We start from the raw sequence: 14581 nt of genomic DNA, 5'->3' as shown, positions 1-14581 counted from the left end.
CTTGTCGCTCTTTTTTCTAGTGATCAAATAAAGTATCGTAGCTGATTTGATCAGTTGATTCATTTAATTGATCTAAACGCTTTGTCAGTTGTTCAAATTGAATAAAGCGGGCTTGTCGCTCGACTTCTTTCCCCAAATGGAAGAGCAAGATCACTGGTGCAGTAAATGCTTGGAATGTGCCAGCTACTTCCGGCATCTCGAAGGCATCTAAATGATACGCTGGGAAAGTATAATGAGTCAATAATTGTTCCAATTTTGGCACTACTGCATGACAAACACTACAATCGGGTGTAGAAATCGCAAGCACGACAGTCGGTTCTTCTTGGATAGTTTTTAAGACTTCAGTTAAATCATGGGTTTCTTTCATGGTGATAACTCCTTAAGGTTGCTTTTAGCACATCGCTGATTCGATGGTGAAAAAGTATTCAGTCGTATACAGATAGAAAATAGGCAAATGACTCTCTTATTTTTACCTGAATCTTCATCTTAGCTGTGCTAAAAATAAATCCATCTGACGTAGATGTCAATAAAAAAGCTTTTTTTGATTTCTTAAACTTATGAAAAAAATTTAAGCTTTCTTGTATTTTATTGAAGAAAAGCGTATATTGATGGGCGAATGAAGTTCAAATGACAAGGAGAAATTATATGTTTTCGTTTATTCCAAATTCGGTATTGCAGATGGGAACGATTTTTTTATCAATCGTTATCGAAGCCTTGCCGTTTGTTTTATTGGGATGTATCATCTCAGGTGCTTTACAAGTATTTTTGACCCCCGAACGTGTCAAACGATGGTTACCTAAAAATCGCTTTTTATCGATTATTGTTGGGTCTATTCTAGGTTTTTTCTTTCCTTCATGTGAATGTGGGATCGTTCCAATCGTTCATCAGTTTGTAAAAAAAGGGGTTCCTGTCCACACAGCATTTGCGTTTATGCTCACTGCGCCAATCATTAATCCAGTCGTGATCTTTTCAACTTTTATTGCATTTGGCAATACTTGGAAAATGGCGGGGCTGCGTATGTTAGGAAGTTTTATTGTCGCACTGATCGTAGGTGTCTGGTTGGCCTATATCCAAAAAGGCACAATCTTGAAGTCTTCATTTGATTCAGCGATGGTTGAGCCTAACTCCCATACACATGAGCATGAGGAAGTGGAAGCAATCGCACCACAGAAATGGGGACATCGAATCCTCCATGTCTTGACTCACTCGATTGATGAGTTCTTCGATACGGGCCGCTATTTGATCATTGGCGGTTTGATTGCTGCAGGGATGCAAACCTATTTACCTACGAGAGTGATGTTGACGTTAGGTTCGACAAAGCTATTAGCCATTTTGATCATGCTAGTATTGGCATTCACGATGTCTCTTTGTTCCGAAGCGGATGCGTTTATTGGTTCCTCTTTGTTAAGTCTTTTTGGAACAGCACCAGTTGTTGCTTTCTTAGTGTTTGGACCAATGGTGGATATCAAAAACTTATTGATGATGAAACGTTACTTCAACACACGCTTCATCGTTTCATTAATCGGGCTGATCGCCTTAAGTGTTATCGGCTTTACACTATTTATTTAGGAGGAGAATCATGCTGCGATTTTTGATTTTATCTGGTTATTTTGAAATGATGATGTATCTTCAAGTTTCAGGGCGTTTAGATCAATACATCAATGTCCATTATCGTTATTTGGCAGTATTATCCATGGTTTTATCTGCCTTACTAGCCTTAGTTCAGTTGTATCTTTGGGTAAAAGCAGATGGGAAAAAAGGAGTCCATGAGTCCCATGATTCTCATGATCACGGATTATCAAAACCCTATCAGCGATGGATTGCTTATCTCTTATTAGCCTTGCCGATCGTTGTAGGAACACTGTTTCCGACAGTTAGTTTAAACACAACGATCGTGGAAGCGAAAGGGTTCAACTTTCCACTAAGCAAAGAATCTGTCGGCGATCCACAAGTGCAAACGCAATATTTGAAACCAGATACGAGTATTTATTTCAATAAATCCGACTATCAAGATCAAATGAATGAGTTAAAAGATAAATACGAAGATGAACAAATGATTGCGATCACAGACGATAATTATTTAGAGATCATGGAATTGATCTACAACTATCCAAGCGAATTCATTGGTAAGAAAGTCTCTTATGAAGGCTTTATCTATCAGTCGAAAAATGACAAGGCTACTGATACCTTTCTCTTTCGATTTGGGATCATCCACTGTGTTGCTGATTCCGGGGTTTTTGGATTGTTGACGCATCTGCCAGAAGGAATGACTGTGAAAAATGATGACTGGTACAAAGTAGAAGGGACGATCCAAACCGATTTTTATCAACCTTTCAAGCGAGAGATTCCTTCAGTCGTAGTGACGAAAGTAGAAAAAATCACTGCTCCTGAAAATCAATATGTGTATCGTGCATTTTAAATGAACGAAACAAAGTTGTAGTCATGTACAATATAAACAAAAAAGTGATAAGAGATGAAATTCTTGCGAGTTTCGTCTCTTATCACTTTTTTTATTAAAGGTTGCAAGAATCCCACAGTATGATTGCTCTGTACAAAAAAGATCAAAGCGAGAAACGCTCATTTTTTCTTTCTTCTCTTCAATACAATCGCTTCACGTTTCAGTTTAAAACTACGGATATTGTGGTTGAATACTTCTGATATCACTAGACCTAAGGCAATCGCTCCAGCAATCATGATCGCTTGAACCGTGAAAAATGCCGCATCTTGATAAGCGCCTGTAACTAAACTACGAACAGCTTGATAGGCTAATCCTCCAGGAACCAGTGGTACCATACCGGGGATATTGAAAATCGTGACGGGCATTTTTAGTTGCTTAGAAAAAAGATCACTAGCAAAAGCAACGCCTAATGAACCTAGTAATGAACCTAAAGCTGCACCGCCACCCATAGCTAGACACAACCAATAGATCATCCAACCTACGGCACCAGCTAAACCACACCAAACTAAGGCTTTTCTTGGCACATTAGTGATGATTGCAAAAGCAGCGGTCGCTAAAAAGCTAAAAGAAAATTGAATCAATACATGCCACATGGCTAAAGTCCTTTCTTAGTAGAAGATTTGAAAGATAAAGGCGATTGCAAAACCAATCATCGCTGCAGTCATCATCGCTTCTGCTCCACGAGAAACACCAGAAACGTAGTGCCCCGCTAATAGATCACGAATCGCGTTGGTGATTTGAACACCAGGAACCAACGGCATGACACAACCAATGATGATCAAATCCTGATTGAGACCGATTCCTAAACGCACGCTTAAAATAGCGGCAATACCGATAATCAAAGAGGAGAGGAATTCAGCTAAAAACTTGATTCTAAAAAAACGTAAACTGCAAAGATAAACAATGTAGCCCACTCCCCCGATCGACAATGTGATCGGTAAATCTTTCAATTCGCCACCAAATAAAATCATGATCGTCCCACTAATGATAGCAGCGCTGATGATTTGTAGCCATACTGGGAACATCCGTCGATCTTTCTCGACTTCTTGTAATGCGCTATATAGTTCTTCCAAAGTCAATTCATTGGCAACATATTTTCTTGAAAGGTTATTGACCTTGACTACTCTTTCTAAATTGATCGTTCGATTAGTGATTTGTTCCATGCGGATCGTCGAAGTCCGATCAAAACCGATAAATAGTCCTGTTTGGGTCACGTAGCTGACTAAGCGATAATTTCCAGAAGCAGAAGCAATCCGACTCATCGTATCTTCTACACGGTACATCTCTGCATTACTTTCTGTCATTATTTTTCCCGCCAATAAACAGGTATTAAGCAATAAATCTAAATCTCTTTCTGGCATGGCATTTTCTCCAATAGTTGTTTTCTTGTATTTATTTTACTACAAACAAATTGGAAAACGTATAAAAAGAAAACTTGAATCTCAAAAATAAGCAGTGAAAGGTAAAATAAGATCCAAGTGAGAGCAATGCAGAAGAGAGCCAAGTGTTAAGTCATCAGTTAGGATAAATCAAGCTTTTTGGTTAATTGTTGACCAATCGTTCAATAATGTGGCATAATTAAGTTATGGGAAGAACGAGAGAATTTAATGAAGAGAAAGTTTTACTAGAATCGGCAAAAATATTTGCCAAAAATGGGTATGCAGGGACGTCGATCAGTCAATTGGTAAAAGCGACTGGCTTGCTTCGAGGAAGTTTATACTCTGCTTATTATAGTAAAGCTGGTTTATTTACGACTTGCTTTAACTATATAGCTGAAGAGGGAGTGACCGATAATGGGTTATTGATTGATTTATTGATCATCGCATTATTAGAACGTACGGCAGATGACAACGAAGTAAAGAAAGTCGCACAGAAGGTAATCACCGCTTTGGAAGAGAAAAACGAAGGTTCGATTGAAACGATCATTGCTGATCGAATCATGCGTCGAGGGAATCTTACAGACAGGGGGAAGTAGAAAATGGCTAAAGTTGAAATCCAAAATGATCGATTGATCATCAGTATGGAGGGCGTACGAAAACTGTGGGCATTGAAAAATGAAATATCCACACCATTATCCAATGTATTAGGCGCAACTGTGGATGCCGATGTCTGGGAAGATACACCGAAATTTGGCGAAAAAAGAATGGGAGTTGATGCCTATGGATATTATTTTGCCGGAACATTCGTCCAAGATTCAAACAAGGTATTTTATGACCTCAAAAGAAAAGAAAACGCAGTCGTTATCACACTAAAAGATGAAGAATTCAATCGTCTCATCATTGGAGTAGAAGACCCACAAGCAACAGTCGCGATGATCGAACAGGCAATGAACAGAGCAAACTTTGTAAAAGAAACTTGAAAGAAGAATCGATGTTGAGCACCTAATTGTCCTATCAAAAAAACGTATTCACCTGGTGATAGAATAGACAAGAAGATCAATCGAATCAATTGATGAAGTTTTAGTAACAACCTAGATTTCCTTTCACGTGGAAATTTAGGTTGTTTATTTTAGGAACTAGACTGAAAATGCGTATGTAATTTTTGAAGAAGGAATTGTTGAAAGAATTTAAACACTTCTTTATTTAAAAAAAGGGGAACGTATGTTAAGATTTATGGAGTTCGACTGAATAAAGGAGTAGATACATGAACAAAAAAACAACCAAAACAATCATAGGTGTCGCAGTTGCTCTTTTAGCTGGTGCATTAGGGATTTCAATGACGCAAAAAGACTCTGATCTCGTTCAACAACTGACAGGTCTATTTGATGCAAAACCTCAAGTCTCACAAGTGGCAAATCTTCCTGAATACGACGGCACGCACCAAGAAATCGAAATCAATCAAAATAAGCCGACTTTTACAAAAGAAGAACTGAGCTTAGATAAAGGAACATGGGAAAGTTATTCCGATATCGATCGACTGAATCGTGTAGGTCAAGCCAATGCCATGTTAGGAAAAGAGATGTTCCCTAAAGAAAAACGTGAGTCCCTTTATATCGATCCTACAGGTTGGAAACAAAAAAAATTGAGTGACGGACAATGGCTTTACAATCGAAGCCACTTGATAGGTTTTCAGCTAACTGGTCAAAATAATAACATCAAAAATTTGATGACAGGGACTCGTTCGTTGAATACCCCTCATATGCTGGCACATGAAAACGATATTGCAGCATACATCAAAGAAACCAATCATCACGTTCGTTATCGGGTAACACCACATTTTGAAGGAGAAGAGCTAGTAGCACGAGGTGTTCAGTTAGAAGCCCAAAGCATTGAAGATAACCAAATCTCGTTCAATGTGTTTATCTATAATGTGCAAGACGGTTATACGATCAACTATCAAACGGGACAAGCAAAGAAAACATGATCTATGTGCGTTAGTTATTTGAATATTTTGTGAATTTTTTGAAAAAACAGAGAAAAGACTTATTTTTCATTAAATATCACGTATACTGTAAGAAAGTGTACTCATAAATGTTGGAATCGATACAATCAAATAAGAAATCATTATTATTTTTATATTTCTAGCGAAGTTGGAATATTTATTTGTAGTTTTACCACATTTCGAGTAAAATAAAGGGTGTAGAGGGTAATTTGACTACCCTGCGGAAAGAGGTGTAGAATCATGGGTTTTACAGATGAAACCGTACGTTTTGGTTTTGATGATAGTCGTAAAAAAGAAGTCAGCGAAACATTAGCGATCGTTTATCGGGCTTTGGAAGAAAAAGGCTACAATCCAATCAACCAGATTGTGGGCTACTTGCTTTCTGGAGACCCGGCCTACATTCCTCGTTATCGTGATGCAAGGAATCTGATCCGTCGTCATGAACGCGATGAAATCATGGAAGTGATCGTCAAAGACTATCTCTCAAATCATGGAGTGAATCTATGAGAGTGATGGGCTTGGATGTCGGCTCAAAGACTGTAGGTGTCGCTGTTAGTGATCCTTTTGGCTGGACTGCACAAGGCGTAGAGATCATTCGTATCGATGAAGACAAAGAAGAATTTGGATTTGAGCGACTGGCAGAACTGGTCAAACAGTACGAAGTAGATCGTTTTGTTGTAGGCTTGCCGAAAAACATGAATAATTCAATCGGTCCTAGAGCAGAAAGCTCAATGGCTTACGGAGAAAAGATCAAAGAAATGTTTTCTCTACCAGTCGACTATCAAGACGAACGACTGACTACCGTACAAGCAGAACGTATGTTGGTCGAACAAGCGAATACGTCAAGAGCAAAAAGAAAAAAAGTCATCGACAAGCTTGCTGCGGTGATGATTTTACAAAATTATTTAGATGGTTCGGGAAAACAACTATTTTAAAAAATGAAAAGAGGGGTTCTAATGGCAGAACACAATCATACACATGATCATGAAGGACATGAACATATCACATTGGTCGATGATCAAGGAAATGAAACATTATACGAAATCTTGTTAACAGTCGATGGCCAAGAAGAATTTGGTCGTAACTACGTATTGCTTTATCCAGCCGGCGTACCGGAAGATGAAGATGTAGAATTACAAGCCTATGCCTACGTTGAAAACGAAGACGGAACAGAAGGCGAATTAGAACAAATCGAAACAGATGCTGAATGGGATATGATCGAAGAGGTCTTCAATACATTCATGGCGGAAGAAGAAGAATAGTATTAAAATAGTGGAGAAACCTTGAAATGCCAAGGTTTCTCCTTTTTTTATCATTCTTTTGATCAAGAAATTGACCAAGGTTTATTTCCATAGAAAAAACCATGCTATCCTTGTCTTAGTACATAAAATTAGAGAAGAAAGGAAGAACAAAATGATAAGAACTGCTCGTGTGGAGGATGCAGAAACCATAAACAAGCTAAATAAGGAAGAATTAGGGTATGAGATACCACTTTCGGAAATGACGAAGCAATTAGAATGCATCTTGGCACAACCAGAGATCTATGTCGTCGATGTTTATGAGGAAGAAGGGACGAAGAAAGTATTAGGATATGTCCATGCGCAAAAGTATGAAACATTGTTAAGTCCAACGTTGTTCAATATTCTAGCATTAGCGGTTTCTTCAAAAGCCCAACATCAAGGAATTGGCAGACGATTGATGGAGAGTGTCGAGAAGGAAGGAACAGAACGTGGCTATTTTGGTGTTCGACTAAACTCTGGCGAACATCGAAACGAGGCACACCGTTTTTATGAACGTATCGGCTATCATTCAACCAAATGGCAAAAACAATTTCTAAAGGAATCATGAATGTCATCGTACAAAAAAACTTCTCGAATAAGAATCGAGAAGTTTTTTTACATTTATTCGAATTAAGAGAATAGTTGCATCAAAAATCCTGAAATGATCAAGACGATCGCTCCGCCTAAACGATTGCCCATTTGAGCAAAAGCAATCAATTCCATGCGGTTTGCTGCGGATAAGACGGCAACATTTCCTGTACCACCCATTGAATTGTTACATAGTCCTGCTGTGATCGTTGATTCGATCGGATAAAGTCCGAATAGACGACCGACAAAAGCAGATACAAGAGAGATGACAATGACACTTGTCAAGCAAAGTACGACGAATTGCCATGTTAAAGCAGAGGCTAAAACATTCAAGTTCAATAAGGCAATCCCGATACCCGCTAAAACAGCTGCTGTTAAATTTTTAACAATCAAGTTATTGAACATGATCGCTGCGTCTTCATAATATTCAGGAAGAATATTGGTGATTTTACAAATGACTACGATAATGATCATAAAAGCATACGCATGAACTTTTGGTACAAAGTAATTACCGATTTGTCCAAGAATAAAGAAGGTGATCGACACCATCAAACCAACACCTAATTGAGGGATAGAAGGTTTTACATTGCGTGGTTTGCCGTCGCCTAGATCGCCTTTTTCCATCAGTTTCCCATTACCATTCAATTTTGGCATGGATTGTCCAGCGCGAGCGACTAAAGCGGCACCGATAATGGCAAGGACATTTGTCATTGCAGTTGCGGGAATCAAACGTGAAATAATAGCAGAAGCGTCTGTTCCTAGGACGTTTGCATAAATAGTTGATAGTGGAACAGCACCAGCACCTACACCACCAGCCATGGCAGGTAAAGAGATGTATAATACGGAATTAGCGAAACCATTACCAATCAACATTCCCACTAGTCCAACTGCAAAAAATGAAACAACCATAGAAATAAGTGCAACAGGGATAAAACGAACGGAAGCTTTCATCAATAATTTACGGTTCATTCCTAGAATACTTCCGGTAATCAAAGCAGCGATATAAAAGTCTAAAAAGCCCATGTTGTTGACAAAGTTTTCAGTTGATTTCACGACATAATCAGGTAAAATATCAAAGGTTGCGATAGCTGCGGAAGCGAAGATCGCAAAAACAGAGCCACCACCTAAATAACTTTTGACGATTGGGATTTTTGTCCCGATAAAATGGAAAAGATTCCCAAAAATGACGAGCACGGCGATAGGACCGATCATATTTGTTGGTAATTTACCTAATGCCATCGCAATGATCAACACGAGAACCATGATAAAATAGATAGGTAAACTGACTCCACTGATTTTTGTTTCCCAAAAACCTTCTTTGTTTGTCTTAGCGACTGTAGAAGTCGTTTGTTCTTGATGTAACATTCTTACAGATCCTTTCCTTGATTAACGTAAGAGGAGTTCCCTATTAGTTGAAAAATAATTTAAAGCTATTCTTCAACCGACTCCAGTATTTCTTGGCAAAAAACACCCCTTGGATCAATTCGTTGAAAATAGTTGGTTTTCCTATTTCTCGGTGAACGAATGATCCAAGGCTTCGATGTTTATCATGCGTATTTTTTACTTTAAGTCTCGTTGTGCTCAGAACTGTTTTAGTAACGAGTTGTTGTAAAAGAGACGAGCGTGAGTTAAGCTTCTAAATCTTGATATTCAGGCACCCATTTAGCTGCTTCGACAGCTGCTTTGATGTCAGTGATTTCTTCACGATTCAATTGTTGATCCACGACGGATTGAGCGACTGTTTCAGCAATCGTTTGTGAGAATTCAGTGATTCTTGCAACAGGTGGTAAAATAGCTGCCCCTGGTTTTGTGACATCAACGATCCCACCTAATGCTCGACTTGCTTGTGAGATGATCTCAGCGTTCACACGAGTAGCTGTTGAAGCAATCAAACCAAGTCCTAATCCTGGATACATCAATGCGTTGTTTGCTTGTCCGATTTGATAAGTCACGCCATTGTATTCCACATCATCCGCAGGGATACCTGTTCCAACTAATGCTTTTCCATCTGTCCATTCAATCAAATCTTTAGCTTTTGCTTCTGCTAATTTTGTTGGGTTAGACAAAGGCATGATGATTGGTCGTGGTGTATGGCTAGCGATTTCTTTGACGATTTCTTCTGTGAATGCTCCTGGTTGAGTAGATGTACCGATCATGATTGTGGGGTGAATTGCTTTGACAACTGCTTCTAAATTAGTCAATTCTTCACTATTAGCAAATTCTGAACGTTTACGTGCAAAAGGAATTTGTCCAGGAGTCAAGCCTTCAGTATCTTCGAATAATAGTCCTTGTTTATCCACTTGATAGAAGTGTTTACGAGCTTCTTCTTCCGGCACACCTTGACGGATCATTTCATCTAATAAGATATTAGCGATACCGACTCCAGCTGTTCCAGCTCCAAATGTTAGGATTGTTTGATCTTTCAAGGCTTCACCAGAAATATTCAATCCGCCGAGCACACCAGCTAGTACGACGATTCCTGTTCCTTGGATGTCATCATTGAATGTTGTGATTTTGTCTTCATATTTTTCTAAGATCGTTGCGGCATTGCCACGACCAAAGTCTTCCCAGTGTAACAATAGTTCAGGAAATAGTTCTGTAGCGGATGATACAAATTGGTCGATGAATTCATAGTAAGAATCACCTTCGACACGCGCATGTTTGTTTCCTAGATATAACGGATTATTCAATAATTCTTCATTGTTGGTACCAGCATCGATCGATACAGGTAATACTTGCGCTGGATTGATACCAGCAGCAGCTGTATAAACCATTAGTTTTCCGATCGCGATGTCAACACCATTGACTCCCCAGTCACCCATACCAAGGATTCCTTCTGCATCTGTGACAACGATCAAACGGATATCACGACCAGCTGCGGCATTTTTCAAGCTTTCTTTGATCAATTCTGGTTCGTCGATCGAAAGAAATGCAGCATCTTGTGGTTTTAAGAAAATTTCATTGTATTGTTCGATGGCATCTGCGACTACTGGATCATATACTACTGGCATAAATTCTACTAAATGTTGTCCCATCAATTTATAGAAAAGTGTGCGGTTTGTATTGAATAAGTTCATTAAGAAAATACGTTTTTCTAAATCAGTTTGTTTGCTTAGGTATTGGCCATATGCTTGCACAGATTGTTGTTCTAATGTTTGGACTGTGCTAGGAAGCATTCCGGCAATTCCGTATTTTTTACGTTCTTCTTTTGTAAAAGCAGTTCCTTTATTTAAAAATGGATTATTTAGTAAGTTTAACCCTGTTAGCATGAATGATTCCTCCTAAGTTTTAATACATACGAAGTATAGGGTTCGCTCAGGGCTATAGTCAAAATAGGTAGTTATGATAAATTTTATTTATATGAAAAAAGAAAAAAGGAGGAACCTATGATCAAAAATAGGTTCCTCCTCGATGGGTTCGAGCAGTTAAAACAAAAAGAATGAGTTGCATCATTTTGATTTTATGTGATAAGTCATCGTTGAAAGTACACGATTTCTTTTTTGACGATTTCAAGCCCTTTCGTTAATACTTCCAAAGGATTAGAGGATAAAGCAATTCGAATAAAAGGATCATGCTGCGGTTGGGTCGTAAAACGATGTGAATGATAGACACGAATCCCTTTATTTAAAAAAGCTTGTTCGATCGTTTCTGGGGACAGATCATTTCGAACAGGGAGATTTCGATAAAAAGGAAGTGGATTGGTCGGTCGTGGCAAGTTGAAAAGTGTATCGAATCGTTCATTTGCTTGTTTTGTATAGTTGGATTTTGTTTCGAGTATGTCCTGTGCGGTTTCTGAGCATAAGATTTGTGTGACAATCTCAGCATCTAAACTCGAGGTTTTGACATTAATGTTGAAAATTGCCTGTTGGATCTTTTGTTTGTACTTTTCGGGAAATACTAGAAAAGCAACACGCAAGCCTGCACAGATAAACTTGGTCATTCCAGCAAGATAAATGGTTTGTTCAGGAAGTAATTGCTGGAATGAAGGTAGTGTTCTTTTTTGATTATAGGTAGTCAAAAAAGAATGGATGTCGTCTTCGATCACGATCAATTGTTGCCTTGCAATGACTTCTTTTAGCTGTTGCCTCCGTTTTGCAGATAGTTGAAAACCAATGGGGTTGTTACAAGAAGGCATCAGAAAAATCCCGTGGATTTCTTTTTTCCGACATTCTTGTTCAAGCAATTCGGGAAGCATACCCTCCATATCAAAATCAATCGGCACGATTTCCATATGGTAAAGGTGCGCAAGCTCAATGAAATTCGAATAAGTATAGCGATCGACAGCCAAACGATCTCCTGGAGAAAACAAAGCAGCTAGTGTGATCGCCAAGCCATTTTGGACACCTGAAACAATAGCGATTTGTTCCCTTGAAGCATAGACACCTTGTGTTTCCAACCAATTTTTAGCAATCGTCAATTGATAGGTTGTCCCTAAAGGTTCACGGTAGCTAAGAAGTCCGTTAGTCGCATGATTTTGTGAAACAGATTGAATAAAAGGAGTGATCATTTCGTTGCATTCATCAAATGAACTGACTAACCCAAAATCAATGACATGATCAGGTACTTGATCAGAAGAAATAGTGATGGAGGTAAACGCATTGGGGGACACAAACGTCCCACTCCCGATACTTGTATAAAGTAACCCTTTTTCTAGTCCCAATTTATAGGCTTGACCAACCGTTGTGAAATTGATGTCTAAGAAATCAGCGAGTTCTCTTTGGGAAGGCAACCTTGTATTTTTTTGTAATTTATTGGATAAAATATCAGCTTCTAGCTGCGTGATAAGTGATTGATAAATCGGGCGATGTAACTTTTTTTTATCTGGACGCCAAGTCAGTGGATAGTTCTCATAAGAGTTGATCGACATGCTCGTTCCTTCTTTCAAAAAATTGTATTCCATACAATTATATCATTGAATGTATTGTTTTTGAACGCTAGGATAGAAAAAAAGGAGGGGAAATATGCAAATCATCGATAATCATGAAGTAATCACTCATTTTAGTTTTACAGAAGCAATCAAAGTAATGGAACAGTGTTTTGAAGATTTTCAAATGGGGAAGATTTCTCAAGAGAAGCGAATGGTCCAACAATTACCAGATGGAGAGGAACAAAATATCTTTGCGATGATGCCCGCTTATTTGGGAAGGAACCGGTACTTTGGTTCAAAAATCATCACGGCTTTTCCCAACAATCACAAACAAAAGCTACCTTCACATTTAGGTGAAATCATACTCTTCGATTCAAAAAACGGACAACCCGTCGCGATGATCGATGCGAATGCCGTGACTTGGATACGGACAGCAGCAGTTTCAGCATTAGCCACGGATTACCTAGCAAAGTCATCAGCAGATACACTCACATTGATTGGAACAGGGCAACAGGCGGTTTCACATCTAGCCGCAATTACCTGTGTCCGAAAGATTCACCGTGTGTTTGTCTATGATTTAGATGAAACACGACGAAAACAATTTATTCTAGAACAGCAAAATAATTATCCAAAACTGCGTTTTATTGATTGTCCGACATTGGCTGACGCGACTATGGAAGCAGATATTATCTGTACTTTAACACCTAGTAAGTATGCTTTTTTATCAAAAAAAGAGGTTAAATCTGGCGCACATATCAATGCAATCGGAACATTTACACCAGATACCCGTGAATTAACAAGTAATTTGATGGCATCTGGGCAACTGTATGTAGATGATTACCAAGCGGTCAAAAGGGAAAGTGGCGACTATTTGATCCCCTTATCAGAAGGAAAAATTGATCAGACAAACATTCTCGGTTCTCTAGGTGAATTAGTCACCTATCAGAAAACAGGGCGTACAGAAGAACGAGTGATCACGATTTTTGATGCGGTTGGCTTAGCAGTAGAAGATTTATGTTGTGCCGAATATATTTATCAAAAAGTAAAGGAGTAGTCTATAAATGAATTTACCCTATTATATAGTTGACGCTTTCACTAATGAAGTGTTTAAAGGAAATCCTGCTGCGGTCTTTGTGTTAGAAGAATGGTTACCTGATGATACTATGCAAAAAATCGCCATCGAAAATAACCTATCCGAAACCGCCTTTACCGTAAAAAAAGAGAAGGGCTATGAGTTACGATGGTTTACTCCTGATCGTGAAATCGACTTATGTGGTCATGCGACTTTAGCAACTGCATTTGTATTGTTCCATTTCTATGGCATCAGTGAATCCACGATTTCATTTTCAACGCAAAGTGGTCACCTATTTGTCACACAAAAAAAGGGGGAATATGCGATGGATTTTCCAAGTATATTACCGCAATCGATCGCTATATTACCAGAATACGAGCAAGTGCTTGGTGCAAACATAAAAGAGGCTTATCTAGCAAGGGACTTGTTTTTTGTTTTAGAAGACGAAGAGACAGTGGCAAATCTGATGCCTGATTATACTGCAATGAGGGAATTAGAAGAAGGGATCGGCGTGATCGTCACAGCCGAAGGAAAGAACCAAGATTTTGTTTCTAGGACCTTTTTCCCAAAACTAACGATCAATGAAGATCCAGTATGTGGCTCGGCACATGCGAATTTGATTCCTTATTGGGCACAAAAGCTTGGAAAGGATGACTTGGTTGCTCAACAACTTTCTGCCAGAGGCGGGTTCTTGACTTGCGAGTGGCTAGGTGAACGCGTGATGATCAGTGGCGAAGCAACGTTGTTTGCAAAGGGCGAAGCGTATATTTAGATAATCCATCTAACAACATTTATAGTGAGAGGTATACTTAGTTTTTTATAAAAGTAGCGAGCATGATAACAGTATCCAATACCGCTAAATAAGCCAGAAGACCCGAAATTTGTATCAATTTCTGGGGCTTCTGGCTTATTTCTGAAGGAGTTACTTTTTCTGA

The 14581-nt window shown here is 38.8% G+C and carries 17 protein-coding genes; 11 read left to right on the top strand and 6 right to left on the bottom strand.

The genetic code is table 11. The features are described 5' to 3' along the window. Window positions 1-16: 16 nt before the first annotated feature. Window positions 17-367: a thioredoxin family protein gene (locus IGJ19_RS10610; protein ID WP_074800252.1), complete on the bottom strand. Its 351-nt coding sequence runs from the start codon at window positions 365-367 to the stop codon at window positions 17-19. 278 nt (window positions 368-645) lie between these two features. On the opposite strand from IGJ19_RS10610, the gene IGJ19_RS10605 reads away from it, so the two are divergent. Together IGJ19_RS10605 and IGJ19_RS10600 are read left to right on the top strand one after the other, a co-directional pair. Further along, the gene (locus IGJ19_RS10605) at window positions 646-1569 is read left to right on the top strand and encodes a permease (RefSeq protein WP_065096782.1); all 924 of its coding nucleotides are present in this window, start codon (window positions 646-648) and stop codon (window positions 1567-1569) included. A 10-nt stretch (window positions 1570-1579) separates the two neighbouring features. Beyond that, window positions 1580-2419 (top strand): TIGR03943 family putative permease subunit, encoded by an 840-nt coding sequence (locus IGJ19_RS10600; RefSeq protein ID WP_115358084.1) that lies wholly within the window; start codon window positions 1580-1582, stop codon window positions 2417-2419. Window positions 2420-2577: 158 nt separating this feature from the next. On the opposite strand, the gene IGJ19_RS10595 is transcribed toward IGJ19_RS10600, so the two are convergent. Both IGJ19_RS10595 and IGJ19_RS10590 read right to left on the bottom strand, forming a co-directional pair. Then, window positions 2578-3051 (bottom strand): threonine/serine exporter family protein, encoded by a 474-nt coding sequence (locus IGJ19_RS10595; protein WP_010734803.1) that lies wholly within the window; start codon window positions 3049-3051, stop codon window positions 2578-2580. Between the two features lie 15 nt (window positions 3052-3066). Continuing rightward, entirely contained in the window at window positions 3067-3819 is a 753-nt protein-coding gene (locus tag IGJ19_RS10590; RefSeq protein ID WP_023520080.1) for a threonine/serine exporter family protein, read from the bottom strand. Window positions 3820-4043: 224 nt separating this feature from the next. Here IGJ19_RS10590 and IGJ19_RS10585 point away from each other — a divergent pair, with 224 nt between their 5' ends. The 7 genes from IGJ19_RS10585 (at window position 4044) to IGJ19_RS10555 (ending at window position 7687) form a co-directional block, all read left to right on the top strand. Beyond that, window positions 4044-4433 carry a TetR/AcrR family transcriptional regulator gene (locus IGJ19_RS10585; protein WP_071867297.1) on the top strand — a complete coding sequence of 130 codons (390 nt, stop codon included), beginning with the start codon at window positions 4044-4046 and terminating at the stop codon, window positions 4431-4433. A 3-nt stretch (window positions 4434-4436) separates the two neighbouring features. Beyond that, window positions 4437-4817 carry a hypothetical protein gene (locus IGJ19_RS10580; RefSeq protein ID WP_430603936.1) on the top strand — a complete coding sequence of 127 codons (381 nt, stop codon included), beginning with the start codon at window positions 4437-4439 and terminating at the stop codon, window positions 4815-4817. Window positions 4818-5101: 284 nt separating this feature from the next. Further along, window positions 5102-5821: a DNA/RNA non-specific endonuclease gene (locus IGJ19_RS10575; RefSeq protein ID WP_430603934.1), complete on the top strand. Its 720-nt coding sequence runs from the start codon at window positions 5102-5104 to the stop codon at window positions 5819-5821. A gap of 258 nt (window positions 5822-6079) precedes the next feature. Next, window positions 6080-6346, top strand: a complete 267-nt coding sequence (locus tag IGJ19_RS10570; RefSeq protein ID WP_002290885.1) for an IreB family regulatory phosphoprotein — start codon at window positions 6080-6082, stop codon at window positions 6344-6346. Then, window positions 6343-6774, top strand: coding sequence for a Holliday junction resolvase RuvX (gene ruvX, locus IGJ19_RS10565; protein ID WP_019723844.1), 432 nt, complete (start codon window positions 6343-6345; stop codon window positions 6772-6774). The genes IGJ19_RS10570 and ruvX overlap by 4 nt, the downstream gene beginning before the upstream one ends. Window positions 6775-6795: 21 nt before the next feature. Next, on the top strand, window positions 6796-7101 hold the full coding sequence (locus IGJ19_RS10560; protein ID WP_010734809.1) for a DUF1292 domain-containing protein: 306 nt from the start codon (window positions 6796-6798) through the stop codon (window positions 7099-7101). A 151-nt stretch (window positions 7102-7252) separates the two neighbouring features. Then, on the top strand, window positions 7253-7687 hold the full coding sequence (locus tag IGJ19_RS10555; protein WP_115358079.1) for a GNAT family N-acetyltransferase: 435 nt from the start codon (window positions 7253-7255) through the stop codon (window positions 7685-7687). Between the two features lie 62 nt (window positions 7688-7749). On the opposite strand, the gene IGJ19_RS10550 is transcribed toward IGJ19_RS10555, so the two are convergent. The 3 genes from IGJ19_RS10550 to IGJ19_RS10540 all read right to left on the bottom strand — a co-directional run bounded on the left by IGJ19_RS10550 (window position 7750) and on the right by IGJ19_RS10540 (window position 12574). Beyond that, on the bottom strand, window positions 7750-9072 hold the full coding sequence (locus tag IGJ19_RS10550) for a 2-hydroxycarboxylate transporter family protein (protein WP_430603931.1): 1323 nt from the start codon (window positions 9070-9072) through the stop codon (window positions 7750-7752). A gap of 263 nt (window positions 9073-9335) precedes the next feature. Further along, a complete protein-coding gene (locus IGJ19_RS10545; protein WP_071867302.1) occupies window positions 9336-10976 on the bottom strand; it encodes a malolactic enzyme in 1641 nt (546 codons plus the stop codon). Window positions 10977-11179: 203 nt separating this feature from the next. Beyond that, the gene (locus IGJ19_RS10540; protein WP_071867303.1) at window positions 11180-12574 is read right to left on the bottom strand and encodes a PLP-dependent aminotransferase family protein; all 1395 of its coding nucleotides are present in this window, start codon (window positions 12572-12574) and stop codon (window positions 11180-11182) included. Between the two features lie 94 nt (window positions 12575-12668). Between IGJ19_RS10540 and IGJ19_RS10535 the strand changes: the two genes are divergently transcribed. After that, on the top strand, window positions 12669-13628 hold the full coding sequence (locus IGJ19_RS10535) for an ornithine cyclodeaminase family protein (protein WP_430603929.1): 960 nt from the start codon (window positions 12669-12671) through the stop codon (window positions 13626-13628). 7 nt (window positions 13629-13635) lie between these two features. Next, window positions 13636-14418 (top strand): PhzF family phenazine biosynthesis protein, encoded by a 783-nt coding sequence (locus IGJ19_RS10530; RefSeq protein WP_071867305.1) that lies wholly within the window; start codon window positions 13636-13638, stop codon window positions 14416-14418. The last annotated feature ends 163 nt before the right edge of the window (window positions 14419-14581 follow it).

Origin of the sequence: Enterococcus sp. DIV1368b (assembly GCF_050529595.1) — a bacterium.
GTDB classification, from domain to species: Bacteria; Bacillota; Bacilli; order Lactobacillales; family Enterococcaceae; genus Enterococcus_B; species Enterococcus_B mundtii.
This window is presented reverse-complemented; position numbering and strand designations above follow the sequence as displayed.